The sequence below is a fragment of the Prosthecodimorpha staleyi genome, assembly GCF_018729455.1.
In the GTDB taxonomy this organism is placed as follows: Bacteria; Pseudomonadota; Alphaproteobacteria; order Rhizobiales; family Ancalomicrobiaceae; genus Prosthecodimorpha; species Prosthecodimorpha staleyi.
In genome coordinates this window covers 85,808-108,598 of sequence record NZ_JAHHZF010000014.1, presented here as the reverse complement: position 1 = coordinate 108,598, position 22,791 = coordinate 85,808, and the positions used below count along the sequence as shown (strand labels likewise).

General features: G+C 68.8%; 20 protein-coding genes. 11 read left to right on the top strand and 9 right to left on the bottom strand.

All coding sequences use genetic code 11. The annotated features are described in order from the left end of the window. Positions 1-65 precede the first annotated feature (65 nt). Positions 66-893, bottom strand: coding sequence for a tetratricopeptide repeat protein (locus KL771_RS24395; RefSeq protein ID WP_054361291.1), 828 nt, complete (start codon positions 891-893; stop codon positions 66-68). A 1,212-nt stretch (positions 894-2,105) separates the two neighbouring features. On the opposite strand from KL771_RS24395, the gene KL771_RS24390 reads away from it, so the two are divergent. The 4 genes from KL771_RS24390 (at position 2,106) to hflX (ending at position 6,776) form a co-directional block, all read left to right on the top strand. Continuing rightward, positions 2,106-3,419, top strand: a complete 1,314-nt coding sequence (locus KL771_RS24390; RefSeq protein ID WP_261971111.1) for an Nramp family divalent metal transporter — start codon at positions 2,106-2,108, stop codon at positions 3,417-3,419. Positions 3,420-3,479: 60 nt separating this feature from the next. Beyond that, positions 3,480-4,652 carry a hypothetical protein gene (locus KL771_RS24385; protein ID WP_261971110.1) on the top strand — a complete coding sequence of 391 codons (1,173 nt, stop codon included), beginning with the start codon at positions 3,480-3,482 and terminating at the stop codon, positions 4,650-4,652. 328 nt (positions 4,653-4,980) lie between these two features. After that, the gene (gene hfq / locus KL771_RS24380; protein WP_261971109.1) at positions 4,981-5,235 is read left to right on the top strand and encodes an RNA chaperone Hfq; all 255 of its coding nucleotides are present in this window, start codon (positions 4,981-4,983) and stop codon (positions 5,233-5,235) included. Between the two features lie 188 nt (positions 5,236-5,423). Continuing rightward, on the top strand, positions 5,424-6,776 hold the full coding sequence (gene hflX, locus KL771_RS24375; protein WP_390867672.1) for a GTPase HflX: 1,353 nt from the start codon (positions 5,424-5,426) through the stop codon (positions 6,774-6,776). A 99-nt stretch (positions 6,777-6,875) separates the two neighbouring features. Here hflX and queF read toward each other — a convergent pair whose 3' ends face one another. Both queF and KL771_RS24365 read right to left on the bottom strand, forming a co-directional pair. Next, the gene (gene queF, locus KL771_RS24370; RefSeq protein WP_261971108.1) at positions 6,876-7,337 is read right to left on the bottom strand and encodes a preQ(1) synthase; all 462 of its coding nucleotides are present in this window, start codon (positions 7,335-7,337) and stop codon (positions 6,876-6,878) included. A 47-nt stretch (positions 7,338-7,384) separates the two neighbouring features. Further along, positions 7,385-7,561 carry a hypothetical protein gene (locus tag KL771_RS24365; RefSeq protein ID WP_261971107.1) on the bottom strand — a complete coding sequence of 59 codons (177 nt, stop codon included), beginning with the start codon at positions 7,559-7,561 and terminating at the stop codon, positions 7,385-7,387. Between KL771_RS24365 and eno the strand changes: the two genes are divergently transcribed. Further along, positions 7,542-8,819: a phosphopyruvate hydratase gene (eno, locus tag KL771_RS24360; RefSeq protein ID WP_261971106.1), complete on the top strand. Its 1,278-nt coding sequence runs from the start codon at positions 7,542-7,544 to the stop codon at positions 8,817-8,819. The two genes, KL771_RS24365 and eno, sit on opposite strands and share 20 nt — an antisense overlap. Positions 8,820-8,869: 50 nt before the next feature. After that, the gene (locus KL771_RS24355) at positions 8,870-9,448 is read left to right on the top strand and encodes a GNAT family N-acetyltransferase (RefSeq protein ID WP_261971105.1); all 579 of its coding nucleotides are present in this window, start codon (positions 8,870-8,872) and stop codon (positions 9,446-9,448) included. Positions 9,449-9,516: 68 nt separating this feature from the next. On the opposite strand, the gene KL771_RS24350 is transcribed toward KL771_RS24355, so the two are convergent. From KL771_RS24350 to KL771_RS24335, 4 genes are all read right to left on the bottom strand, one after another. Beyond that, complete coding sequence (locus KL771_RS24350) at positions 9,517-10,383, bottom strand: D-amino-acid transaminase (RefSeq protein WP_261971104.1); 867 nt, start codon at positions 10,381-10,383, stop codon at positions 9,517-9,519. Between the two features lie 15 nt (positions 10,384-10,398). Continuing rightward, positions 10,399-11,766, bottom strand: coding sequence for a nitrogen assimilation response regulator NtrX (gene ntrX / locus KL771_RS24345; RefSeq protein WP_261971103.1), 1,368 nt, complete (start codon positions 11,764-11,766; stop codon positions 10,399-10,401). A gap of 36 nt (positions 11,767-11,802) precedes the next feature. Further along, the gene (locus tag KL771_RS24340) at positions 11,803-14,106 is read right to left on the bottom strand and encodes a sensor histidine kinase NtrY-like (protein WP_261971102.1); all 2,304 of its coding nucleotides are present in this window, start codon (positions 14,104-14,106) and stop codon (positions 11,803-11,805) included. Positions 14,107-14,298: 192 nt separating this feature from the next. Next, complete coding sequence (locus tag KL771_RS24335) at positions 14,299-14,931, bottom strand: LysE family translocator (protein WP_261971101.1); 633 nt, start codon at positions 14,929-14,931, stop codon at positions 14,299-14,301. Positions 14,932-15,297: 366 nt separating this feature from the next. On the opposite strand from KL771_RS24335, the gene KL771_RS24330 reads away from it, so the two are divergent. Together KL771_RS24330 and KL771_RS24325 are read left to right on the top strand one after the other, a co-directional pair. Next, complete coding sequence (locus KL771_RS24330; protein ID WP_261971100.1) at positions 15,298-16,245, top strand: ring-cleaving dioxygenase; 948 nt, start codon at positions 15,298-15,300, stop codon at positions 16,243-16,245. Positions 16,246-16,253: 8 nt separating this feature from the next. Next, positions 16,254-16,919, top strand: a complete 666-nt coding sequence (locus tag KL771_RS24325) for an alpha/beta hydrolase (protein WP_261971099.1) — start codon at positions 16,254-16,256, stop codon at positions 16,917-16,919. A gap of 64 nt (positions 16,920-16,983) precedes the next feature. On the opposite strand, the gene KL771_RS24320 is transcribed toward KL771_RS24325, so the two are convergent. Both KL771_RS24320 and KL771_RS24315 read right to left on the bottom strand, forming a co-directional pair. Next, complete coding sequence (locus KL771_RS24320; protein WP_261971098.1) at positions 16,984-17,289, bottom strand: hypothetical protein; 306 nt, start codon at positions 17,287-17,289, stop codon at positions 16,984-16,986. A 168-nt stretch (positions 17,290-17,457) separates the two neighbouring features. Further along, the gene (locus tag KL771_RS24315; protein ID WP_261971097.1) at positions 17,458-18,102 is read right to left on the bottom strand and encodes a TerC family protein; all 645 of its coding nucleotides are present in this window, start codon (positions 18,100-18,102) and stop codon (positions 17,458-17,460) included. 534 nt (positions 18,103-18,636) lie between these two features. Here KL771_RS24315 and KL771_RS24310 point away from each other — a divergent pair. The 3 genes from KL771_RS24310 (at position 18,637) to parE (ending at position 22,664) form a co-directional block, all read left to right on the top strand. Next, positions 18,637-19,701: an acyltransferase family protein gene (locus KL771_RS24310; RefSeq protein ID WP_261971096.1), complete on the top strand. Its 1,065-nt coding sequence runs from the start codon at positions 18,637-18,639 to the stop codon at positions 19,699-19,701. A gap of 211 nt (positions 19,702-19,912) precedes the next feature. Next, the gene (locus tag KL771_RS24305; RefSeq protein WP_261971095.1) at positions 19,913-20,326 is read left to right on the top strand and encodes a hypothetical protein; all 414 of its coding nucleotides are present in this window, start codon (positions 19,913-19,915) and stop codon (positions 20,324-20,326) included. Between the two features lie 277 nt (positions 20,327-20,603). Beyond that, positions 20,604-22,664, top strand: coding sequence for a DNA topoisomerase IV subunit B (gene parE, locus KL771_RS24300; protein WP_261971094.1), 2,061 nt, complete (start codon positions 20,604-20,606; stop codon positions 22,662-22,664). Positions 22,665-22,791: the final 127 nt, after the last annotated feature.

The window sequence follows — 22,791 nt, the reverse complement described above, 5'->3', positions numbered from 1 at the left end:
CGTTGCGGCAGCCGGCCCCGCTCGCGGGGCGGAAGCAGGCCCGTTGGGCTCGCCCGCCCCGGGTCTCAGTTGCCGTTCTTGGCGATCCAGTCCTGCGCCAGTTGCACCGCCTGCCGTCGTTCCGGTTCGCTGGCGACCGAGAAGGCCTGCTCCTGGGCGTCGCGGATCCACTCGTCGGTTCCCGATTGGGCGCGCGCCCGGGCGATGGTCAGCCACATCAACCCCTGCACCGAACGGCGCGGCATGTCGATGTCGCCGGAAAACAGCATCTGGCCGAGCATGGCCATGGCGCCGGGATGCCCCTTGCGGGCGGCGAGCTTCAACCAGCGGGCCGCCTGCTTCGGATCGCGATCCGGCCCGGCGGCGTCGAGATAGAGACGCCCGAGATTGTATTGGGCGTCGGCGTCGCCGAAGAACGACGCCGCATAGGTGAAGATCTCGCGCGCCTTGCCGACATCCGGCTTGATCGACGAATCCTCGATCCCAGTCATGTAGTAGGAGCCGAGCGCCACGAAGGCACTGGCCACGAAGGGCGCCGCCGGCGATCCCGGCATGTCCTCGGCGTGACTGTTGGCGATCTGGCTGAAGATCTGGAACGCCTTCAGGTCGTTCGGCGGCACGCCCTCGCCATTGCGATAGATGCGGCCGAGAAGGTAGAGCGCGCCCGGATGGCCGCGCTCGCCGGCCCGCTGCAGTTCCGAGACCGCCGCCGCCTTCTTGCCCTGGTAGTAGAGCCGGCGCCCCGCGTTGAAGGCTTCGTCCGGCGAGGTCTCCGGCGGTCGCGCGGTGGTGCTCGGGTCGAGCGCCGCCGCGCCCGAGACAGGCGAGAGAACGCCGCCGGCCAGAACGACCGCCGACAGGCTCGCTATGCGAAGAAACTCACACGTCCGCATAACAGATCGCTTCACCCTTTCCGCCGGGAAACGTCGCCGCCCCATGTCGCGCCGCACCGTCCGTCCGAACCGAAATTCGGCCTGCGTCGGACCCCATTCCGCGTCCCGCGGTCGTTATCCCGTCCACCACCGGCAGGCCATGGGCCATGCCGGCAACCTGTCCTATCCTGCCGCATCCGCCAGCATTCCGGCGGTCGGCCGGCGTGCCGGAGCGATACCGGTCCGAAACCGCCGCCGGTCCAGCCGCATCGAAGCGTGATCTCCGGCCCGCATCGCACGCGAACCCTCTCCGCGCGGCCGCCAGGACCGCGATCGTCGAAGCAGGGATGCCTGCAAGGCCGGACATGACGCCCGATCGCGGGAGCGGCCGATCGGCGGGGCGAACAACGTCCTTAAGTTCACTGGCCGGACCATGACCGAGGTTTTCGGCAAGAGTACGGCCGGTCCCGGCCACGCATTCGCCATGAAGAAGGCCGGTCCAGGACCCGCCGGCCCCGCCCGCAACGGCGCCGACGACTTCCGACAACTCAATCACGACTCCGGCGTCCATCGGCATTGCGCCGGGCGCCCGGCCTGCCGGTCGAAATCCAGGACCCGGAATCGATTCGGATTCCGGTATCGTCCGAAACCGGAGCTGACCCCGTTCGGCCACGATGCGACGGCTTCGCAACCCCGCCATGCCGGCGCCCGCCCGGCCGGCCTGCGGTGAATCCACGCCCATCCGATCCCCCTCGGCACGGCCGCTCTGCGACGCCTCGTGCCAACCGGTCTTCCGACTGCCGCACCCCGGTCGTCTCGTGCCGCCGATCCGCCTCCCCGTCGCTTCCGCCTCGTTTCGAGCCGGATGGACGGCGGGGAATGCCTTCGGCCGGCTTCGGCCACCGGATAGAACGCCCGCGCCATACGGAATTTCCATCAGGCACGCTCGTGGCGCTTTGTGTCCGAATAGCGGCATTTGCAGGCGTCGACACTAGCCGGCAAGTCATTGAAAAACGGTGTTGCAGGCCAGTCACAAAGACGGCGGCGACGCTCTGTCCACCAAGCCGGAAGGGCAATCGCGACACCACTGCCTGCGGACGTTGCGAAGCGGCACCCCAATGCCGCAACAGTTTTTATTGCGAATGAGTTGCAAATGCATTAGCCTCTTCCTCCATCGCATCATGCCGAACCTCGCCGCCCCGCGAAGGCCGACATCCGGAAAAGAGAGACAGCATGGCCTGGAGAGAAGAGCGCGGAACGCCGTCGCTGATCGAGGTGCATGGCACCATCGCGGTCCCGAATACGGGCTCGAACCTCCGGAAGGCCGTCGCCTTCGTCGGACCGGGCTATCTGGTCGCCGTCGGCTACATGGATCCGGGCAACTGGGCGACCTCGATCGCCGGCGGATCGAAGTTCGGCTATGCGCTGCTGACGGTGGCGCTTCTCTCCAACATCATGGCCATCGTGCTGCAGTCCCTCTGCGCGCGTCTCGCCGTCGGCACCGGACGCGATCTTGCGCAGGCCTGCCGCGACGCCTATCCGCGCTGGCTGAGCGGCCCGCTCTGGCTGCTCGCCGAACTCGCCATCTGCGCCACGGACCTGGCCGAGGTGATCGGCACCGCGATCGGCCTCAATCTGCTGTTCGGCATCCCGCTCGAGATCGGCGTGGTGCTGACGGCGCTCGACGTGTTCCTGATCCTCTATCTGCAGGTGCTCGGCTTCCGTTGGGTGGAAGCCTTCATCATTGCCCTGCTGGGGATCATCGCGGCCTGCTTTGCGGTACAGATCGCCATGGTGCAGCCCAACCTCGGCGACATCATTCGCGGCTTCGCGCCGACGACGCGCATCGTGACCGATCCGGACATGCTCTATCTGGCGCTCGGCATCATCGGTGCGACCGTGATGCCGCACAATCTCTATCTTCATTCCGGCATCGTTGGCACGCGCAAGTTCGGCGATGGCCTGGCCGAGAAGCGGCAGGCACTGCGCTACATCACGATCGATTCCACCGTCGCGCTGATGTTCGCACTGACCATCAATGCATCGATCCTGATCCTGGCCGCCGGCTCCTTCCACGCCACCGGCCGCAGCGAGGTCGCCGAACTCGGCGACGCGCATTCGCTGCTGGCGCCGCTCCTCGGCAGCAGCATGGCACCGACGCTGTTCGCCATCGCCCTCCTCTGCTGCGGCCTCAACTCGACGGTCACGGCAACGCTGGCCGGCCAGATCGTGATGGAAGGCTTCCTGCGCATCCAGCTGCCGCAATGGCTGCGCCGCCTGGTCACACGGTCGCTCGCCATTCTGCCGGCGGCCGGCGTCACGATCGCCTATGGCGAGGCCGGGACGGGCAAGCTCCTGATCCTCAGTCAGGTGATCCTCAGCCTGCAGCTTCCCTTCGCGGTCGTGCCACTGGTCCTGTTCACCGCCGACCGGGCCAAGATGGGTGCGCTGGTCGCCCCCCGGTGGCTGTCGGTGTCCGCCGGGGTGATCGCCGCGGTGATCATCGCCCTGAACATCAAGCTGATCATCGACTTCGTCTTCGGCTGACTTGGCCTGCGGGCTTGGTGATATCCTCGCCCGGAGAGATTCGGGGAAGGATCGGCGCCCGTGGCGGCCCTGCTGCAGGACCCTTTGAAGCAGATCGAGGCCGAGCGGGCCTATGCGGCGACGAGCGTCTTCACGCTCGCCGCATGGGGTTTCGTGGCCGTGATGGCCGTGCTGACGGGGTTCGCCGCCTGGCAATATGCGCCGCAGCGCCCGGCCACGGCCAGCCGCCAGGACGGGCCCGAGAATACCGGCACGATCGGCACACCGGTCAACCCGCAGTTCCATGGTCGCACGCGGCCGAGTGCGGGCGGCGGCGGAGACCCGATCGCGCTGGCCGGCGAAGTCGAAATGCTGCGCCAGGAGGTGCTCGATCTGCGCCGTCTGGTCGGCAGGGCCGACCAGAAGTTCGATCTCCTCAGCCAGCGCGTCACTCTGCTCGAGGACCAGGCGACCATTCTGACCGCCGGCCTGACCTCCGTCGCCCGCCGGCCAGTCCCCGACGCCGCCAGGGCGCCGGAGGGTGCCGCCGCGGCGCCGGCGACCTCAGACATCCGGCCCGACCCTTCCAGGCCGCCGGCGCCGGGACGCCATCCGGCCTCGGACCCGGGTCTGACGCGTGTCGATCCTCGACCCGGCGACATCAAGCCGGGCGAGTTCCGCCCGTCGCTCCCGGCAGGCCCGTCAGCCGCGACCTTGCCCGCCAGCGGTGGCCCGCCGGCGTCCGGCAATGGCGCCTCGACGGCCGCGCCGACGCCGGTGCCGGCCCTGCCGCCCGCCCCGCAGGGCCAGGGCGGTGCCCCGCAGGCAGCTCTTCCGGCGCCCGCCGCGCCATCCGCATCCGCCGCGCCGGGGCGGATCACCGCCAATCCCTCCATCACGATCGGCGTTCGGTCGGACCAGGCACCCGATCCCGGCGGCCGTGCGCCGGAGACCACCGGCACCGTCCCGACGGTCGCCCCCGGACGCGGCGATTACGGCGTCGATCTCGGCGGGTACCGGTCGCTGGTCCAGTTGCGCAAGGCCTGGCTCGACATCGACGCCCGCCTGCCGAAGCTGACCAAGGGCTACCACCCCTTGGCCCAGGCGCGCGAGACCGGCGACGGGATCGAGGTGCGGCTGGTCGGCGGCCCGTTCCCGTCCCCGGCCGAGGCGCTCAAATATTGCATCGCCGCCAAGGGCGCCGGCCTCGCCTGCACGCCGGCGAGCTATGTCGGCCAGCCACCCGGCAAATAGTCCGGTCCGCCTGTCGAGGCCGGCGTCGCCGGCCCGCAGCCCGGCCGCCCCGGACCGCCCAGGTCCCGGGGTGCCAAACCGTGCGCGGCTGTCCGTCGGCACCTGTTCAACCCGGCCGACGGTCCCGACCGTCGGCGCGGCATGGCTGGCCTCCGTCAATCTGCAAGAGGAAGCAGCCTTGCATGTTCTGGACGAAGACCCCGGGCTGCCGTTATAATGGCACCGCATCGTGGCGCGTTGGTTCGCCTGACCGTTCCCTTGCCTGCGATGCCGGTGGTTCGACAAAAATCACGACCAGCAATCATCATAACATAAGGTCGAAACAACAATGGCAGACCGCGCACAAAACCTTCAGGATACGTTCCTCAATTACGTTCGCAAGAACAAGACACCGGTCACGATCTTTTTGGTGAATGGCGTCAAGCTCCAGGGAGTCGTCACCTGGTTCGACAACTTCTGCGTTCTCCTGCGTCGGGACGGGCATTCGCAGCTCGTCTACAAGCACGCCATCTCGACGGTGATGCCGGGCGCGCCGCTGCAACTTTTCGAACCTGACGAAGCCGGCGGACGGGTGAACGATTGACGCGCAAGCGCGCCGGCGGCGGTAGCGGTAGCAGCCCCGGCGACGACGCCAACCGGACGGGGATCGGGCCGCAGGCCGGCCAAGCCCCCGTCCCGCCCGACGGAAGCGCCTCCGACAGCGACATCTCCGATACCGACCCGATCGAATCGACCGGCCGCCGCAGCGCGGGCCGGACTGCGCAGTCGCGGCTGGCCGAAGCCGTGCGCGCGATCGTGGTCGTCCCGGTCCGCACCGACATCCGCGAACGCGCCGAACCGTCCGAGACCGGCGAGACGCCGCGCCCTCAGCGCTCCGTGGCGGCGCGCCGGGAGGAGGCCGTCGGCCTGGCGGCGGCGATCGACCTCGACGTGGTCGAAAGCGTGGTCGTGCGGCTCGCCCAGCCGCGCCCGGCGACGCTGATCGGCCAGGGCAAGGTCGATGAGATCAAGGCCTCGGTCGAGGCCAACGGCGTCGGCTTGGTGATCGTCGACCATCCGCTCTCGCCGATCCAGCAGCGCAACCTGGAAAAGGCCTGGAACGCCAAGGTGCTCGACCGCACCGGCCTGATCCTGGAAATCTTCGGCGAGCGGGCCCGCACGCGCGAGGGCCGGCTGCAGGTCGAACTGGCACATCTGAACTACCAGAAGAGTCGCCTGGTGCGTTCCTGGACCCATCTGGAGCGCCAGCGCGGCGGCTTCGGCTTCCTCGGCGGCCCCGGCGAAACCCAGATCGAGGCCGACCGGCGCGTCATCACCGAGCGCATCGCCAAGCTCGAAAAGGAGCTGGAAGGCGTCACCCGCACGCGCGCGCTGCATCGCAAGACGCGCAAGAAGGTGCCGCATCCGGTCGTCGCGCTGGTCGGCTACACCAATGCCGGCAAGTCGACCCTGTTCAATCGGCTGACCGATGCCGGCGTCTTCGCCAAGGACCTGCTCTTCGCCACCCTTGATCCGACCTTGCGCCGGGTCCGCCTGCCCCATGGCGGCGAGATGATCCTCTCCGACACGGTCGGCTTCGTATCCGATCTGCCGACCCACCTGGTCGCCGCCTTCCGGGCGACGCTGGAGGAGGTGATCGAGGCCGACCTGATCCTGCATGTGCGCGACATCGCCCATGAGGATACCCTCGCCCAGGCGCGCGACGTCGAGGACGTGCTTCGGCAGCTCGGCGTCGATCCGCGCGATCCGCAGCGCATGATCGAGGTCCTGAACAAGATCGATCTGCTCGAACCGGACTACCGCGACAAGCTGGTCGCCGACGGGCAGCGCGCCCAGACGGACGGGCTCGTGACCGTGCCGGCCTCGGCGGCGACCGGTGAGGGTCTCGACCGGTTGCTCGGCCTGATCGAGGAACGGCTCAACCGCGACCGCTCCAGCTTCCGGCTCAGCGTTCCGCCGACCGAAGGCGAGTTGCTCGCCTGGCTGCACCGCTCGACCGAGGTGCTCGCTCGCAAGGACGGCGCCGAGGCGGTGACGCTCCTGATCCGTGTTCCCGACAAGGCGCTCGACCTGTTTCGGTCGCGCGCGGGCCGCTACATCACCGCCGCCGGCGCCAAGGCCTGATCGGGGTCGGCGTGCGGACCTGGAATGGGACCGGGAGGCGGGCACCCCCGCTGCCGGCCCGGTCGCAGCGCCGCGCCTCTATCTCGGTTGCTCTCCGTCTCAGCCGCGCCCGCGATAGGAGGCGACGCCCTGGTCGGGGATCCAGACCGCCTTGGGCGGCTCGCCGGTCTGCCAGAAGACGTCGATCGGGATGCCGCCCCGCGGATACCAATAGCCGCCGATGCGCAGCCAATGCGGATCGAGCAGGTCAGCGAGACGCCGGCCGATCGCCACCGTGCAATCCTCGTGGAAGGCGCCGTGGTTGCGGAAGCTGGTCATGTAGAGCTTCAGGCTCTTCGATTCGACCAGCCAGTCCTTCGGCACATAGTCGATCACCAGATGGGCGAAATCCGGCTGGCCGGTGACCGGACACAGCGAGGTGAATTCCGGCACCGTGAAGCGGGCCAGATAGAGCGTGTCGGCCTGCGGGTTCGGTACGCGGTCGAGCCGGGCCTCCTCGGGGCTCTTCGGATAGATCGTCTCGTGGCCGAGTTGCAGCAAAGAAGCATCGAAGGCGGTCATGGCGGCATCCGGGGTGGGGCGGTATCCGCGCGAGGCGGAATGTCTGGTCAGGCGAGATAGGCCCGCCGCAGGCCGGCCGTCAAATCGCCGGGTCGGGAAAAGCCCGAATCCGGGTCCCGCGCGCCTTCATCGCAGCCCCGGGTCTTGCCCTTGCCGGTACGATCGCTAAAACGGCGGCCGAGGCCGAACCGGAGAGAGCCCGCCATGACCGCCATCATCGACATCGTCGCCCGCCAGATCCTCGACAGCCGCGGCAACCCGACGGTGGAAGTGGATGTCCGCCTCGAGGACGGTTCGCTCGGCCGCGCGGCGGTCCCCTCCGGCGCCTCGACCGGGGCGCATGAGGCGGTCGAACTGCGCGACGGCGAGAAGTCGGTCTATCTCGGCAAGGGCGTGATCCGCGCCGTCAACGCGGTCAATACCGAGATCGCCGATGCCATCGGCGGCATGGACGCCGAGAACCAGGTCGAGATCGACGAGATCATGATCTCGCTCGACGGCACGCCGAACAAGAAGCGGCTCGGCGCCAACGCCATTCTGGGCGTCTCGCTGGCCGTCGCCAAGGCCGCCGCAGCGGCCGCCGGACTGCCGCTCTACCGCTATGTCGGCGGTCCGAACGCCCGCCTGCTGCCGGTGCCGATGATGAACATCGTCAATGGCGGTGTGCATGCCGACAACCCGATCGACTTCCAGGAATTCATGATCATGCCGGCCGGCGCGCCGAGCTTCTCGGAAGGCCTGCGCATGGGCGCGGAGATATTCCATACGCTCAAGAAGGCGTTGAAGGATGCCGGTCTGAACACCAATGTCGGCGACGAGGGCGGCTTCGCCCCGAACCTCGCCTCGGCCACCGCCGCGCTCGACTTCTGCATGATGGCCATCGAGAAGGCCGGCTACCGCGCCGGCGAGGATGTCTATCTGGCGCTCGACTGCGCCTCGACCGAATTCTTCAAGAACGGCGCCTATCACTACGAGGGCGAAGGCGTGGTCCGCTCGCCCGAGGAGCAGGCCGCCTATCTGGCCAAGCTTGCCGCCGACTACCCGATCATCTCGATCGAGGACGGCATGGCCGAGGATGACTGGCATGGCTGGAAGCTGGTCACCGACCGGATCGGCGCCAAGGTCCAGTTGGTCGGCGACGACCTGTTCGTGACCAACTCCGCCCGCCTGCGCGATGGCATCACCCAGGGCGTCGCCAACTCGATCCTGGTCAAGGTCAACCAGATCGGCACGCTGACCGAGACGCTCGACGCGGTCGAGACCGCCCACAAGGCGCACTACACCGCCGTCATGTCGCACCGCTCGGGCGAGACCGAGGATTCGACCATCGCCGATCTCGCGGTCGCGACCAATTGCGGGCAGATCAAGACCGGCTCGCTCGCCCGCTCCGACCGGCTGGCCAAGTACAACCAGCTCCTCCGCATCGAGGAGCATCTCGGCAGCGCCGCCCGCTATGCCGGCCGGTCGGTCCTCAAGGCCTGACCATCCGGCCCCGGCGCAATCCGCCCGCCCCAGCCAACGGGACACCCCGCATGCGTATCGCCCATCCGGGCTCGGCCGGCAGCCTGAGCGACGGCGAGTTGAAACAGATCGCAAGCGGCATGGCCTGGCTGGAGTGGGTGCTCGGACGCAAGAAGGAGCGGGCGCGCTATCTGCGCGAACGGCTGGATGTCGAACGGATCCTGGTCGGCTATGCCGGCGACGAACCGGTGTCGATCCTCACCTACCGCATGGACGGCCGCGGGCCGGTCCGATTCGACCGGCAGGGTCTCGTCGCGCTGAACGGCTGGTTCGCCGGAACGTTGCGCTACGCCGCCGTGATGGCGATCGGAAGCCTGCGCCGGAGCGACGAACTCTATGTGGAGAGCTTCCGGACGCGACCGACCCACCGCGGCAGCGGCCTCGGATCCGCCCTGATCGCTTTGGCGGAGACGGAAGCCCGCGCCGCCGGAAAGCGGGTCATCCGGCTCCATGTCGACCACGAGAACGAGACCGGCCTGCGCTTCTATCGGCAGCGCGGCTACCGGATCACCCGGACCTTCAGCCTGCCGCTGGTCGGCCGCTACTTCAACCACGGCAAGGTCCACACCATGGTCAAGACCCTGGACTGACGCCAGAGCGCTTTCCATCGCCCCAGCACTTGCCATCGCCCCGGCGCAACCGACGCCCTCGCCCGGCCTCAGCCGACCGGGGCGGCCTCTGCATGGTCGTGGAAGCGGGCGCGCAAGGTCGCGGCGATCGAGCCGGGCTTGCCGTTGCCGACGGTCGCCTCGTCGATGCGGACCACCGGCATCACCAGCTGCGTCGCCGCGGTCACGAAGGCCTCGCGGGCACGCTTGGCCTCCTCCACCGTGAAGGCGCGCTCCTCGACCCTGAGCCCCTCGGCTGCCGCGGTCTCCATGACCACCGCCCGGGTGATGCCGCGCAGGATGCCATGGTCGGCCGGCCGCGTGACCAGGACGCCGTCGCCGGTCACGATCCAGGCATTGGTCGAGGCGCCCTCGGTGACGAAACCGTCCGCATCGACGAACCAGGCCTCGCGCGCGCCGGCCTCGCGGGCAGCCTGCTTGGCGAGAACGTTCGGCAGCAGGCCGACGGTCTTGATGTCGACGCGCTCCCAGCGATTGTCGGGCAGCGTGATGATCGCGATGCCGTCCTCCGCCACGGCTGCGCCGAGGGCCGGGTCCAGCGGCTTGACGGTGACCACCAGGGCCGGCCGGACGGGCCGGGTCGGGAAGGCATGGTCGCGCGGGGCGACGCCGCGGGTGACCTGCAGATAGACGTAGCCATTGCGGACGCGGTTGCGCCGGATCACCTGGCGCAGAACCATGCCGAGCGCCGCCCGGCCCATCGGCATCGCGATGCGGAGTTCGCCGAGCGAATATTCCAGCCGGGCCAGGTGCCGGGTCTCGTCGATCAGGTCGCCCTTGCGGATCTCGCAGACCTCATAGACGCCGTCGGCGAACTGGTAGCCGCGGTCCTCGACATTGACCGAGGCGTCGGTCATCGGGAGATAGCGGCCGTTGACATAGGCGATGCGGGCCATGGGGGCTCCGAAGGATCAGTTGACGCCGAGCGACTTGAGCTTGCGATGCAGCGCGGAACGCTCCATGCCGACGAATTCAGCGGTGCGCGAGATGTTGCCGCCGAAGCGGTTGATCTGTGCGACCAGATATTCCCGCTCGAAGATCTCGCGGGCATCCCTGAGCGGCAGCGACATCAGATGTTCGCCGCCGGTGGAATTGGGCAGGGCCGGCAGCATGGCGCCGATCTCGGAAGGCAGCAGATCCGCGGTGATCACCGCATCCGCATCGCCGCGGGTCAGGATCATCAGTCGTTCGACGTTGTTGCGCAACTGGCGGATATTGCCGGGCCAGTCATGCGCCTGCAGCACCGCCATGGCATCCTCGCCGATCTTGCGGCTCGGCAACCCGCTGGTGCGCGAGATCGCCTCCATGAAATGGTGCACCAGGCTCGGAATGTCGTCGCGCCGTTCGGCCAGCGCCGGCACGCGCAGCGGCACCACGGCGAGGCGATGGAACAGATCCTCGCGGAAATGCCCCTCCTGGATCTCGCGCGGCAGATCGCGCCCGGTCGACGAGATGATGCGCACGTCGACCTGCACCTTGGTGGCGCCGCCGACCCGGGTGAAGGATTGCTCGACCAGGACCCGCAGGATCTTGTTCTGCGTCTCGCGCGGCATGTCGGCGACTTCGTCCAGATAGAGCGTTCCGCCATGCGCCTCCTCGAGCGCGCCGACCTTGCGCGGGCGCCCCTCGATCGGCTCGGTGCCGAAGAGTTCGGTCTCCATGTTTTCCGGCGTGATCGCCGCCGCATTAAGGACCACGAAGGGGCCGTTGACGCGCAGTGAATTGCGGTGCAGCAGCCGGGCGACCAATTCCTTGCCGGCCCCCGACGGGCCGGAGATCATGATCCGGCTGTTGGTCGGCGCGACGCGCTCGATCTGCTGGCGCAACTGGTTCATGATCGTCGACGCTCCGACCAGATCCTCCGTTTCGCCAGAGCGCTCGCGCAGTTCCTTCACCTCGCGCCTGAGCTTCGAGGCCTCCAGCGCCCGCTCGGCGATCAGGACCAGCCGATCGGCCTTGAACGGCTTCTCGATATAGTCGTAGGCGCCGCGCTTGATCGCCGAGACGGCGGTCTCGATATTGCCGTGGCCGGAGATGACCACCACCGGCAAGTCCGGATGCTGCTCCTTGATGATGTCGAGCAGCGCCAGCCCGTCCAGCTTCGAGCCCATCAGCCAGATGTCGAGAAAGATCAGCGACGGACGTCGCTTCTCGATGGCCGCGAGGCATTCGTCGCTGTTGCCGGCCGTCCGCGTACCGTGCCCCTCATCCTCCAGGATGCCGGCCACCAGTTCGCGGATGTCGTTTTCGTCGTCGACGATCAGGATGTCAGATGCCATGAGCCCGTTCTTCTGCTTGTCGTCCCCTCGGATGCCTCATGCGACGGGCACGGACGCCGATTTGGCGGTCCCCGTTCCGTCGCCGCCGGCTTCCACGGGCACCCCCTGCGCGCCCGCCTCCGCCGCCGGCAGGATCAGACGCATCATGGCGCCCTGCCCGCCGGTCGCCACGGCGGGCGCATCGAGCAGTTCGATGCGTCCGCCATGCTCTTCCAGGATTTTTCTGACAATCGCGAGACCAAGGCCGGTCCCCTTCTCGCGCGTCGTGACATAGGGTTCGAGCAACCGGTGCCGGTTCTCCTGCGGGAAGCCGATGCCGTTGTCGATCACGTCGATCACGATCTCGCCCTGCTCGACACGGGCGACGACCTCGACGCGCCCCTTCGCGCTGCCCGGCGCACTGCGATCGACCGCCGCGATCGCCTCGGCGGCGTTCTTGACCAGATTGGTGAACACCTGATTCATCAGGCGCATGTCGAACTTGCCGGCCAGCGGCGTATCAGGCAGGCGCGAGACGAAGTCGATCTCCGGGTTGCCGACGCTCTGCAGGAAGACGGCCTCGCGCAGTGGTTCGCGCAGATCGCCCGCCTCCTTCTGCGGCTTCGGCATGCGGGCGAAGGACGAGAACTCGTTGACCATCCGCTCGATGTCGCCGACCTGCCGGATGATCGTGTCGACACACTGGTCGAACACCTGCCGGTCGTCCTCGATCCGCTTGGCGTAGCGCCGGCGGATGCGCTCGGCCGAAAGCTGGATCGGCGTCAGCGGGTTCTTGATCTCGTGGGCGATGCGGCGGGCCACATCCGCCCAGGCCGACGAGCGCTGCGCGGTCACCAGATCGGTGATGTCGTCGAGCGTCACCACCAACCCGCCACCCGCCGCCGTGGTCTCGGTCGTGAAGCGCACATTGATGGTCCGCTCCTGGCCGGCCCGGCGCAGCGTCACCTGGGTCTGGCGGGCGCGATGCGACGGCTCGGCGCTCATTTCCGCCGTTGCGGCGGCCAGTTCCGGGACGGCCTCGTCGACCGACTTGCCGAGCAGGTTGGCCTCGGCCGTATCGAGCAGCGCGAGCGCCGAGCGGTTGGCGAGCGTGATCCGCCGCTCCGCATCGAGGCCGATCACGCCGGCCGTCACGCCGGCCAGCATGGCCTCGGTGAAGCGGCGGCGACGGTCGATCTGGTCCTTGGCGGCGATCAGTTCCGAGCGCTGGGTGCGCAGTTCCGCCGTCATGGTGTTGAAGGTCTCGCCGAGATGGGCGAGGTCCCCCTCCTTCGGGCGGACCGGCACCTGGATGGCAAGATTGCCCTTGGAGACGTAGTCGGCGGCCAGGATCAGGCGCCGAATCGGGGCGACGAGGCGGTTGGCGAAGCCGATGCCGGCCCAGATGGCGGCCAGCAGCAGGATCAGAGCCACGCCGACGAAGATCAGCGCGAAGGCCAGTTGCACACCGTAACGGCTGGATTCGAGCTTGCCGTAGTCCCCGGCCGCAGCCTGAGCCAGACGCACCTGATCGAGCACGCGGCCGTCGAGCGGCCGGGTCGCGTAGAGGTAGAGCCCTTCGAACTCCTTCAGCTTCATGACCGCGCCGACCTGGTTCGACTGGCCGGGGGCGATCACGACGGGTTCGTCGTTCTCCGCCTGCCGGAAGGCCTCCGGGGGCGGCATGAGCGGGCTGTCCCAGGCCTCGTCGAGCTTCGCGGAGGTGACCACCGTGCCGTCGGCCCGGAGAATGAACGCCGCCGGGATCTGGCGCAGACTGCACTGGGTCTCGAAGAACTGATCGAAGCGGGTCGGCTCGTCATCGTAGAGCGGCTTGGCCTGATCGATCTCGGCCGCCATCGCGATGGCGTCGCCGCGCAGCACGCGGGCGTGTTCCTGAAGATAGGCGGCCCCGACCTTGGCCGCATTCTGCACGATGGTCCGGGTGCGGGTCTCGAACCAGCGATCGAGCCCCTGGTCGAGGGTGACGGAGGCGAGCACGGCGATGATCACCGCCGGCGCGGCCGCGATGACCGAGAAATGGGTCAGGATGCGCCAATGCAGCCGGGCCGCGGCGCGGCCGTCCTTCCAGGCGATATAGAGACCGACCAGTTCCCAGCCGATCAATCCGGTCAGCGCCAGGAGCAGCACGGCGTTGACCGCCATGGCGACCTTGAGCACTTGATCGGACGGCGTGATCGGCGTGATGCCGGTCAGGATGGCGAAGGAAACCAGCACCGACAGCAGCGACAGGATGACCAGGACAAGCCCGATCATGCGAACGAACTTGCCGTATTCGCCGATCGGCGCGGCGACATGCTTCGGCAGGGTCAGAATCGGTTCGGCCGTGCTGTCCGTCATCGCCTGCTGGATCGTCCCGCTGGATCGTCCGCCCGCCGGCCGGCGAATCCGGCCGCCTCCCGCGGGACCGCCCCGTGGACGGCGAACCATACCTCAGCCCCAATTGTTGCCGAAATGCGGCAGTGTGACCGAGAGTCCACAGGACGGAAGGTCGCGCCGGCCATGCTCGGTGGCAAGACGCCACCCTCCCCATCACCGCGCCCGAACGAACCCGGACGCATCCGCCAGGGCCTTGGCGCCGAAGGCGATGAAGATCAGGCCGGTCAGGCGGACGATCCAGACGCGGAAGCGGGCGAACAGCCGGCGCACCGGCGGCAGGCCGGTCCAGCCGATCGAGATCGCGCTGCCGATCACGAAGCCGGCCGAGACCGCCGCCAGGAGTGCAGCGGCATCGCCGAGCGTCATCGTGCCGGCCTGGGACTGGACGGCGAGCGCGCCGAACATGGCGAGCGAGAAGGGATAGGCCTTCGGGTTGGTCAGGCCGAACAGGATGCCGGTCCGGAGCGGCGCGCCGGCCCCGACCGGCGGCGCCTCGGCGTCCGATCGGGTGGTCAGGGCACGCCAGCCAAGCACGATCAGATAGAGCCCGCAGGCGACGCCGAGCGCCTGGAACAGACCCGGCCCGATCCGGCTCGCCCCGACCAGCGCCGCCAGCGCCAGCACCGCCCAGGTCACGTCGCCGACCGCATGCCCTATGAGGAAGCGCGCCGCGCGCCCCCGCCCATGCGCGGCCGTCAGCCCGAGTACCGCCAAGGTCGCCGGTCCCGGCGTGACGACATAGACGATGCCGGCCGCGATGGCCTGAACGGCAAGAAGCGGATCCATGGTTGGACTTTCCTCGACGGATGACGGACTTGGGAGTGGCACGCGCATTCTAGCCGGCATGCCGGCGGACCTCACCGCAGACCTGCCCTGCATCGCCGTGCCGCCAGCCGCGGAGATGGTCAAGCGCGCCCGCATCGCGCCCCGCGTTCCCCGGCTCAGGCCATCTGCCCGAGCCCGGGCGGACCTTCGGGCGCAGGCGCGGATCTGGGCGCAAACATCGGCGGCGGCCTCCCGATCGCCGGACGGGCCGACCCGTCCGACGCCGACTGTTCAATCCGGTCGAACGATCCGTCGAATTGTCTTTCGGGCAGGAACACCGATATTGGCCGCAACAGTTCCGATCCTTCCCAGTCCCAGGAGGACGCCATGGACCTCGCTCTCGGTGGAATCCATCATCTGACCGCCATCACGTCGAATGCCTCCGGCAATCTCGACTTTTACACCCGCGTGCTCGGCCTGCGACTGGTCAAGAAGACCGTCAACCAGGACGACACCAGCGCCTATCATCTGTTCTACGGCGACGGCGATGCCTCGCCGGGGTCCGACATCACATTCTTCGACTGGCCGACCGCACCGGCTCGGCGCGGCACGCATTCGATCGTGCGCACCGGCTTCCGCGTCGCCGCCGACAGCCTCGGCTGGTGGCGCGAGCGGCTCCTCGCCGAGGGACTGATCGTCTCCGAGATCGCCGAGCGGCGCGGCCGTCTGACGCTCGCCTTCGAGGATCGCGAGGGGCAGCGGCTGGAACTGGTCGCCGACGATCGCGACGAGACCCATCCCTGGTCGAAGAGCCCGGTTCCGGCCGAGCACCAGATCCGCGGCCTCGCCCGGATCACGCTGAGCGTGCCGAAGCTCGACCCGACCGACGCGGTGTTGACCCGGCTGATGAACATGCGCCGCGAGGCCGAATACCAGGATGCCGATTTCCCCGGCGGGCCGGTCTTCGCCTATGCGATGGGTCCGGGCGGGGCCGCGGCGGAACTGCATGTCGCCGTCCAGCCGGACCTGCCCCCGGCCCGCGAGGGCGCCGGCGGGGTCCATCACGTCGCCTTCCGCACGCCCGACTACGAGTCCTTGAGCGCCTGGACCGAACGTCTGCGCGGCTTCCGGGTGCCGTCGAGCGGCGAGGTCGAACGCTTCTACTTCCGCTCGCTCTATTTCCGCGAGCCGAACGGGATCCTGTTCGAGATCGCCACCGATATCCCCGGCTTTGCCGCCGACGAACCGATGGAGACCCTCGGCGAGGCCCTGTCGCTGCCGCCCTTCCTGGAGCCACGCCGCGCCGCGATCGAACGCAACCTGAAGCCGCTGTGAGGGACGCCATGACCCTGCTTCTCGATCATCCTCCGGCCGGACCCCATGCCCGCGCCCGGATCGCCGCCACCGGCGCCCCGATCGACAAGGCGGCTGCCGTCGTCATCCTGGTCCATGGCCGCGGCAGCGATGCCGACGACATGCTCGGCCTCGCCCGGCATCTCGGCCGCGCCGATCTCGCGTTCCTGGCGCCCGAGGCGGTCGGAAACACCTGGTATCCGGGCCGGTTCCTGGAGCCGGTCGCCCGCAACGAGCCCTGGCTCGGCTCGGCCCTGGCGCTGGTCGACGGTCTGGTCGGCGCCGCCGCAGCGGCGGGACATCCGGCGAAGCGCATCCTGGTCGGCGGCTTCTCGCAGGGCGCCTGCCTGGCGCTCGAATATGCCTGGCGGCATCCGGGCCGGATCGGCGCCGCGGTCGGCCTGTCCGGCGGCCTGATCGGCCCGCTCGGCAGCCATGCCGTCACACCCGGCACCTTCGACGGTCTGCCGGTCTTCCTGGGCTGCAACGAGGCCGATCCGCATATTCCGCTCGACCATGTCCGCGAGACGGCCGTGCTCTTCGGCCGGGCTGGTGCAATGGTGGACGAACGGATCTATCCCGGCTTCGGCCATGCCGTGAACCGGGACGAACTGGCGGCGCTCGCCGACATCGTCGAGGCGGTGTCGAAGGCGTGATGCCGGCCATCCGGTCAGGCCGGTCCGGGAGCCTTGCCCGGGCCGGCCGGCCGGAACCGCTCTGCTACTTCAAGGCGCCGGCGAGCGCGGCGCAGAGTTCCGTCCGCGTCCCCTCGGGCAGGGCCGCGAACAGCGTCGCCTCCTCGGCGATCGCCGCATCCAGCGCCGCCCTTGTCTTGTAGACGCGACCGGCCTTCTGGAGCAGCAGCCGTCGCAGGGCGGCCGACAGCTCGATCTTGCAGCCCTGTGCGGTCGCCAGACTGCTGACCGCCGAATCGGCGTCCTTCTGCCGGGCAGCCGCGTCCGCACCCGAATCCGATCCGAGCAGTCCGGCCAGGACGACCAGTGCCGATGCCGTCAGTCCCGCCATGCCGATCGCCCTTCGCTGCGCCCGCCGATCGCCTCCGGTAGCCTGTTACGCGGCCGGGGACAATCCGGACAAGCCGGCATGAGGCCGGTTGGGCAGGGGTCTCGACAAACGAGAACCGGCCCGCCGCGATCGAGACGCAGCGGGCCGGTCATGCTCAGAACTGCCCGATCAGAGCGCGATGCCGGCCAGGGGGGCGACCTCGTGGGCGCCGCGCCAGATCATGTCGACGGCGACATAGAGGATGACGGCGAGGCCGACATAGGCGATCCAGCGGTGCTTCTGCAGCAGCTTGGCAATGAAGCTCGCGGCCACGCCCATCAGCGCGATGGAGAGGCCGAGGCCGAAGACCAGCACCCAGGGATGTTCGCGGGCCGCACCGGCGACTGCGAGCACGTTGTCGAGCGACATGGAGATGTCGGCGACGACGATCTGCCAGGCGGCCTGCGCGAAGGTCTTGCGCGGCGGGCCGGCGTCCTTGGTGTCGGTCCCTTCCAGCGCCGCCTCGGCTTCGACCTCCTCGGCATGCGTGGTGCGCAGTTCGCGCCACATCTTCCAACAGACCCAGAGCAGCAGAATGCCGCCGGCGAGCAGAAGGCCGACAATCTGCAAGAGCTGGGTGGTCAGGCCGGCGAAGATGATGCGCAGTATGGTCGCGGCGATGATTCCGATCAGGATCGCCTTGTTGCGCTGGTCCTTGGGCAGCCCGGCCGCCGCCAGGCCGATGACGATCGCGTTGTCGCCGGCCAGTACGAGGTCGATCATGATCACTTGCAGCAGAGCCGTGAGCACGTCGGCCGAAAAGATTTCGGTCATGGTCCATCCTCTTCGTTGAACCGCAGGGAGCGGCCGGAGGTCGGACGAACGACAAAGGGCACTGACCATCCGACAAGCCGTCGGGACGACCGCGCCAATCGCACGCGGCCGGTCCGCTCGAGCCCGGATCGGTCAGTGTCCTTCGGCGATGCACGGCAGCCGGGCCACTCGACGGGATGTCCAGTCCGACATCGCGGTTCGCGAACGAACCGCCAGAGGGGCCCGGCCTGGTGCTCTCGCACATAGGCGAGGCTGCGGTCCAGGACAAGGGCTTCCTTACAATTCGGTCATGTTGTGGCCAACATGCCATGCTGCAGCGCACACAGCACCGGCACTAAGGTTAAGACGCCGTTGCCGTCGACAGGCGCGGCCGATTCCGGAATGGTCGCGACCGGGGCCGGGATGCGGCCGAAATCCGTGGATCCGGGCATGAACGGATTGAGCAGCGAGACCGCCGGGCACCCCCGGGGCGGAGGTAGGGCCGCCGGGACCGCCACCGAACCCGGAACCGGACCCGCCAACGGATCGATGCGGGTGGCGTTCCCCGCCCGCCTGCCGGGGCTGGACCTGTTGCGCATCGCCGCCGTACTGGCGGTGATCGCCTTCCACTGGCTGTTTCGCGGGCCAGTCCTCGGGGTGAGCGGGCCGGCCCGCTTTCCGGCGCTCGAGCAGATCGCCGTCTACGGCTATTTCGGGGTCGACCTGTTCTTCACCCTGTCGGGATTCGTCATCGCCTGGTCGGCCGAGGCGCGCGACGCGATCGGCTTCGCCCGGGCTCGCCTGCTCCGGCTCTGGCCGGCCTTCGCGGTCTCGGCCAGCCTGACGGCGGTCGTCCTGGCCTGGGCCGCTGATCCGGGCCTGCCGGTCACGGCCGCCCAATGGCTCGCCAACCTGACCTTCCTGCCGCATCTGTTCGGCCAGCGCTTCGTCGATTCGGCCTATTGGTCGATCGTCGTCGAACTCGTCTTCTACGGCTGGGTGTTCCTGGCGCTGGCGACCGGGCTGTGGCGACGGCGCCCGGCCCTGCTCGGCTGGGGCTGGCTCGCCCTCTCGGCGGTCAACCTGAAGCTCGGCAGCGTCGCCTACGACCGGCTGGTCCTGGCCAGCTTCGCCGGCGAATTCCTCGCCGGCATCCTGCTCTTCCGCCTCTGGTCGTCGGGACCGAGCGCGGGGCGTCTCGCCATGCTGGCCGCCGCCATGGCGGTGCAGGTCGCCCACGGCATGGTCAACGCGGCCGATCTGACGAGCCAGTACGGCGTCGTGCCGGATCCGCGCGTCGTCGCCCTGCTGCATCTGGCCATCTTCGCCCTGGTCGCGCTGGCCGTGCCGCTGCGCACCGGCGCGACGGCGGCGAGGCTTTTCCGGACGGCCGGTTTGATGACCTATCCGGCCTATCTGCTGCACCAGAATATCGGCACGGTCGCGCTCGCCCGGCTCGCGGCGGCCGGAATCGAACCCGGTATCGCGCTGTCGATGACGGGCGCCGCCCTCCTCGCCGCGTCCTGGCTGATCGCGACGCGGGTCGAACCGGTCGGACGGCGCCTGCTCGCGGCTCTGGTCGATCCGCTCGTGGCCCGGCTGCCGGGACGGCCGCCTTAAGAGACCTCCCCAGGGGGGTCACGCTAGGCGCCGCGGCGGCCGGGCGCGACGCATCTTACGCAGTTCTCCTCACGGGAACGTGACCGCTGGCCGGCTCGATTGTTGGCACGCAAACGGTTGCAACCGCCGTCCGGCTCGGCTATCAGCCGCGCCTTCCGATGGTCAGGGGGCCCGGCGCCGAAGCGCGCCGGTTGAACATCGGAGTTGGACTATGATCGGAAACTGGTTCCTGCGCTGCGCCGTGCTGTTCGCGCTCGCCGGCATGGGCCTCGGCATCCGGATGGGCATCGTGCACGATTTCACGCTGTCGCCCGTCCACGCCCACGTCAACCTGGTCGGGTTCACGACCCTTTTTCTGGCCGGCCTATTCTACCGGGTCGTGCCGAGCGCGTCCGGCTGGCTGGCCGGTCTGCATTTCACCCTCGCCCTGCCCGGAGCGGTGGCGCTGTCGGTCGGTATCGCCGGCAGCGTGACCGGCCAGGACTGGGGCGTGGCCGTTGCCATCGCCGGTTCGCTGCTGACGATCGGCGCGATGCTGGTCTTCGCCATCGCCGTGTTCCGGGCGACCGGTTCGAGCCGCGCCCAGACTCTGGACGCGATCGAGCCGGGCTATGCCGGCCGCTGAACGCATCACGGTCGTCGCCCCGGTCTGACGCCGGCCGGGGCGGTGCTCGTCGGATGCCCTGGACCGCCCGATGCGCGGTGAGAGCCTCCGGCGGCGGGCGATGCGGCCCTCGGCGCTGGCCATGCGGCACCCGTTGCGGCCATGCGGCCCCGTGGGAACGGGCCGGCCCGTCGCGAACATTCAGAGAACAAATGCTTCCGGTCCGGTTTCGCCCGTGCGACAATCATGGGCGATTCGTGATAGACCGCGCCGACGACATCATCGACCGAAAGCCCGAATGGCCAAGCCGCAGGATCTTTTCGCCAAGCTGCCCGAATCCGACCGGCCCGAAGCCAGCAGGCCCGTACCGGCGCCCCCGCCGCCCAAGCCCGTGCGGTCGGTGCCCGCCCGCGGCACCATGCCGGGCGAGGCGGATTACAACGCCTCGCATATCGAGGTTCTCGAAGGGCTGGAGCCGGTCCGGCGCCGTCCCGGCATGTATATCGGCGGCACGGACGAGAAGGCGCTGCATCACCTCTTCGCCGAGGTGATCGACAATTCGATGGACGAGGCCGTCGCCGGCCATGCCAGCTTCATCGAGGTGCGGCTGGAGGCCGACGGCACGCTGTCGGTGGCCGACAATGGCCGCGGCATCCCGGTCGACCCGCATCCGAAATACCCGGGCAAGTCGGCGCTCGAAGTCATCATGACCATGCTGCATTCCGGCGGCAAGTTCGACGGCAAGGCCTACGAGACCTCCGGCGGCCTGCACGGCGTCGGCGTCTCGGTGGTCAATGCGCTGTCCGAATGGCTGGAAGTGGAGATCGCCAAGAACCGGCGGCTCTACCGGCAGCGCTTCTCGCGCGGGCATCCGACGACCGCGCTGGAGGAACTGGGCGAGGTCATGAACCGGCGCGGCACCACGGTGCGGTTCCGGCCGGACCCGCAGATCTTCGGCGAGGGTGCGCGCTTCGATCCGGCCCGGCTGTTCCGCATGGCCCGGTCGAAGGCCTATCTGTTCGGCGGGGTGGAAATCCGCTGGTCCTGCGCGGCCGAACTGGTCCAGGGCCAGGACACGCCCGACAAGGCGGTGTTCCATTTCCCCGGCGGCCTCAAGGACTTCCTGGCCGAGCGGCTGAAGGACGAGCGGCTGGTCACCGACGACGTCTTCGCCGGCAAGACCGCCAAGACCTCCGGTCACGGCGCGGTCGAATGGGCGGTCGCCTGGTTCGCCGGCGACGGCTTCGTCTCTTCCTACTGCAACACCGTACCGACGCCGGAGGGCGGCACCCACGAGCAGGGCCTGCGCGTCGCCCTGCTGCGGGGCTTGCGCGCCTATGCGGATCTGGTCGGCAACAAGCGCGCCGCCATCCTGACCACCGACGACGTGATGACCACCGCCGGCGCGATGCTGTCGGTCTTCATCCGCGAGCCGGAATTCGTCGGCCAGACCAAGGACAAGCTGGCCACCGCCGAAGCGACCCGGATCGTCGATACGGCGATCAAGGATGCCTTCGACCATTGGCTCGGCGGCTCCAAGGTGCAGGCCGACCGGCTCCTGGAATGGTCGATCGAGCGCGCCGACGAGCGGCTGCGCCGGCGCCATGAAAAGGAGGTTCTGCGCAAGACCCCGATCCGCAAGCTGCGCCTGCCCGGCAAGCTGGCCGATTGCTCGGACACGGCCGCGCAGGGCTCGGAACTGTTCATCGTCGAAGGCGATTCGGCCGGCGGTTCGGCCAAGCAGGCGCGCGACCGGCGCAGCCAGGCAGTGCTGCCGCTGCGCGGCAAGATCCTCAACGTCGCCAACGCCACGCGCGACAAGCTCGGCGCCAACCAGCAACTGGCCGATCTGGTCCAGGCGCTCGGCTGCGGCGTCGGCAAGGCCTGGCGGCAGGAGGACCTGCGCTACGACAAGATCATCGTGATGACCGATGCCGATGTCGACGGCGCCCACATCGCCTCGCTGCTGATCACCTTCTTCTATCGCGAGATGCCGGACCTGATCCGCAAGGGTCATCTGTTCCTGGCCGTGCCGCCGCTCTACCGGCTGACGCACGGCTCCAAGACCATCTATGCCCGCGACGACGCCCACAAGGACGAGCTTCTGGCGACGGTCTACCGCAACAAGAAGCCGGAGGTCGGCCGCTTCAAGGGTCTCGGCGAGATGATGCCGTTCCAGTTGAAGGAAACCACCATGGACCCGAAGTCCCGCACGCTGCTGCGCGTGCAGGTGATCGAGGGCCAGGAGGATGCGACCCGGGATTCGGTCGAACGGCTGATGGGCAACAAGCCGGAGGCCCGCTTCGCCTTCATCACCGAGCGCGCCGCCTTCGCCAACGACATCGACCTCGACATCTGACGACCGGTCGCCCGGAAGCCGGGCCGACCGGGGCCGGGCGGACGGGGTTTCGAGAGGCGCGGATGCAGGATGTCCTGAGCCGCGCGGCTCGCATGGCGGCCAGCGGGGGAGCCGGGCCTGCCCGGCG

Excerpts from the sequence above, each read along its gene's own strand:
- KL771_RS24395 (WP_054361291.1), bottom strand. The coding sequence starts at position 893 with ATGCGGACGTGTGAGTTTCTTCGCATAGCGAGCCTGTCGGCGGTCGTT.
- KL771_RS24390 (WP_261971111.1), top strand. The coding sequence starts at position 2,106 with ATGGCCTGGAGAGAAGAGCGCGGAACGCCGTCGCTGATCGAGGTGCAT.
- hfq (WP_261971109.1), top strand. The coding sequence starts at position 4,981 with ATGGCAGACCGCGCACAAAACCTTCAGGATACGTTCCTCAATTACGTT.
- queF (WP_261971108.1), bottom strand. The coding sequence starts at position 7,337 with ATGACCGCCTTCGATGCTTCTTTGCTGCAACTCGGCCACGAGACGATC.
- eno (WP_261971106.1), top strand. The coding sequence starts at position 7,542 with ATGACCGCCATCATCGACATCGTCGCCCGCCAGATCCTCGACAGCCGC.
- KL771_RS24365 (WP_261971107.1), bottom strand. The coding sequence starts at position 7,561 with ATGTCGATGATGGCGGTCATGGCGGGCTCTCTCCGGTTCGGCCTCGGC.
- KL771_RS24355 (WP_261971105.1), top strand. The coding sequence starts at position 8,870 with ATGCGTATCGCCCATCCGGGCTCGGCCGGCAGCCTGAGCGACGGCGAG.
- KL771_RS24350 (WP_261971104.1), bottom strand. The coding sequence starts at position 10,383 with ATGGCCCGCATCGCCTATGTCAACGGCCGCTATCTCCCGATGACCGAC.
- ntrX (WP_261971103.1), bottom strand. The coding sequence starts at position 11,766 with ATGGCATCTGACATCCTGATCGTCGACGACGAAAACGACATCCGCGAA.
- KL771_RS24340 (WP_261971102.1), bottom strand. The coding sequence starts at position 14,106 with ATGACGGACAGCACGGCCGAACCGATTCTGACCCTGCCGAAGCATGTC.
- KL771_RS24335 (WP_261971101.1), bottom strand. The coding sequence starts at position 14,931 with ATGGATCCGCTTCTTGCCGTTCAGGCCATCGCGGCCGGCATCGTCTAT.
- KL771_RS24330 (WP_261971100.1), top strand. The coding sequence starts at position 15,298 with ATGGACCTCGCTCTCGGTGGAATCCATCATCTGACCGCCATCACGTCG.
- KL771_RS24325 (WP_261971099.1), top strand. The coding sequence starts at position 16,254 with ATGACCCTGCTTCTCGATCATCCTCCGGCCGGACCCCATGCCCGCGCC.
- KL771_RS24320 (WP_261971098.1), bottom strand. The coding sequence starts at position 17,289 with ATGGCGGGACTGACGGCATCGGCACTGGTCGTCCTGGCCGGACTGCTC.
- KL771_RS24315 (WP_261971097.1), bottom strand. The coding sequence starts at position 18,102 with ATGACCGAAATCTTTTCGGCCGACGTGCTCACGGCTCTGCTGCAAGTG.
- KL771_RS24305 (WP_261971095.1), top strand. The coding sequence starts at position 19,913 with ATGATCGGAAACTGGTTCCTGCGCTGCGCCGTGCTGTTCGCGCTCGCC.
- parE (WP_261971094.1), top strand. The coding sequence starts at position 20,604 with ATGGCCAAGCCGCAGGATCTTTTCGCCAAGCTGCCCGAATCCGACCGG.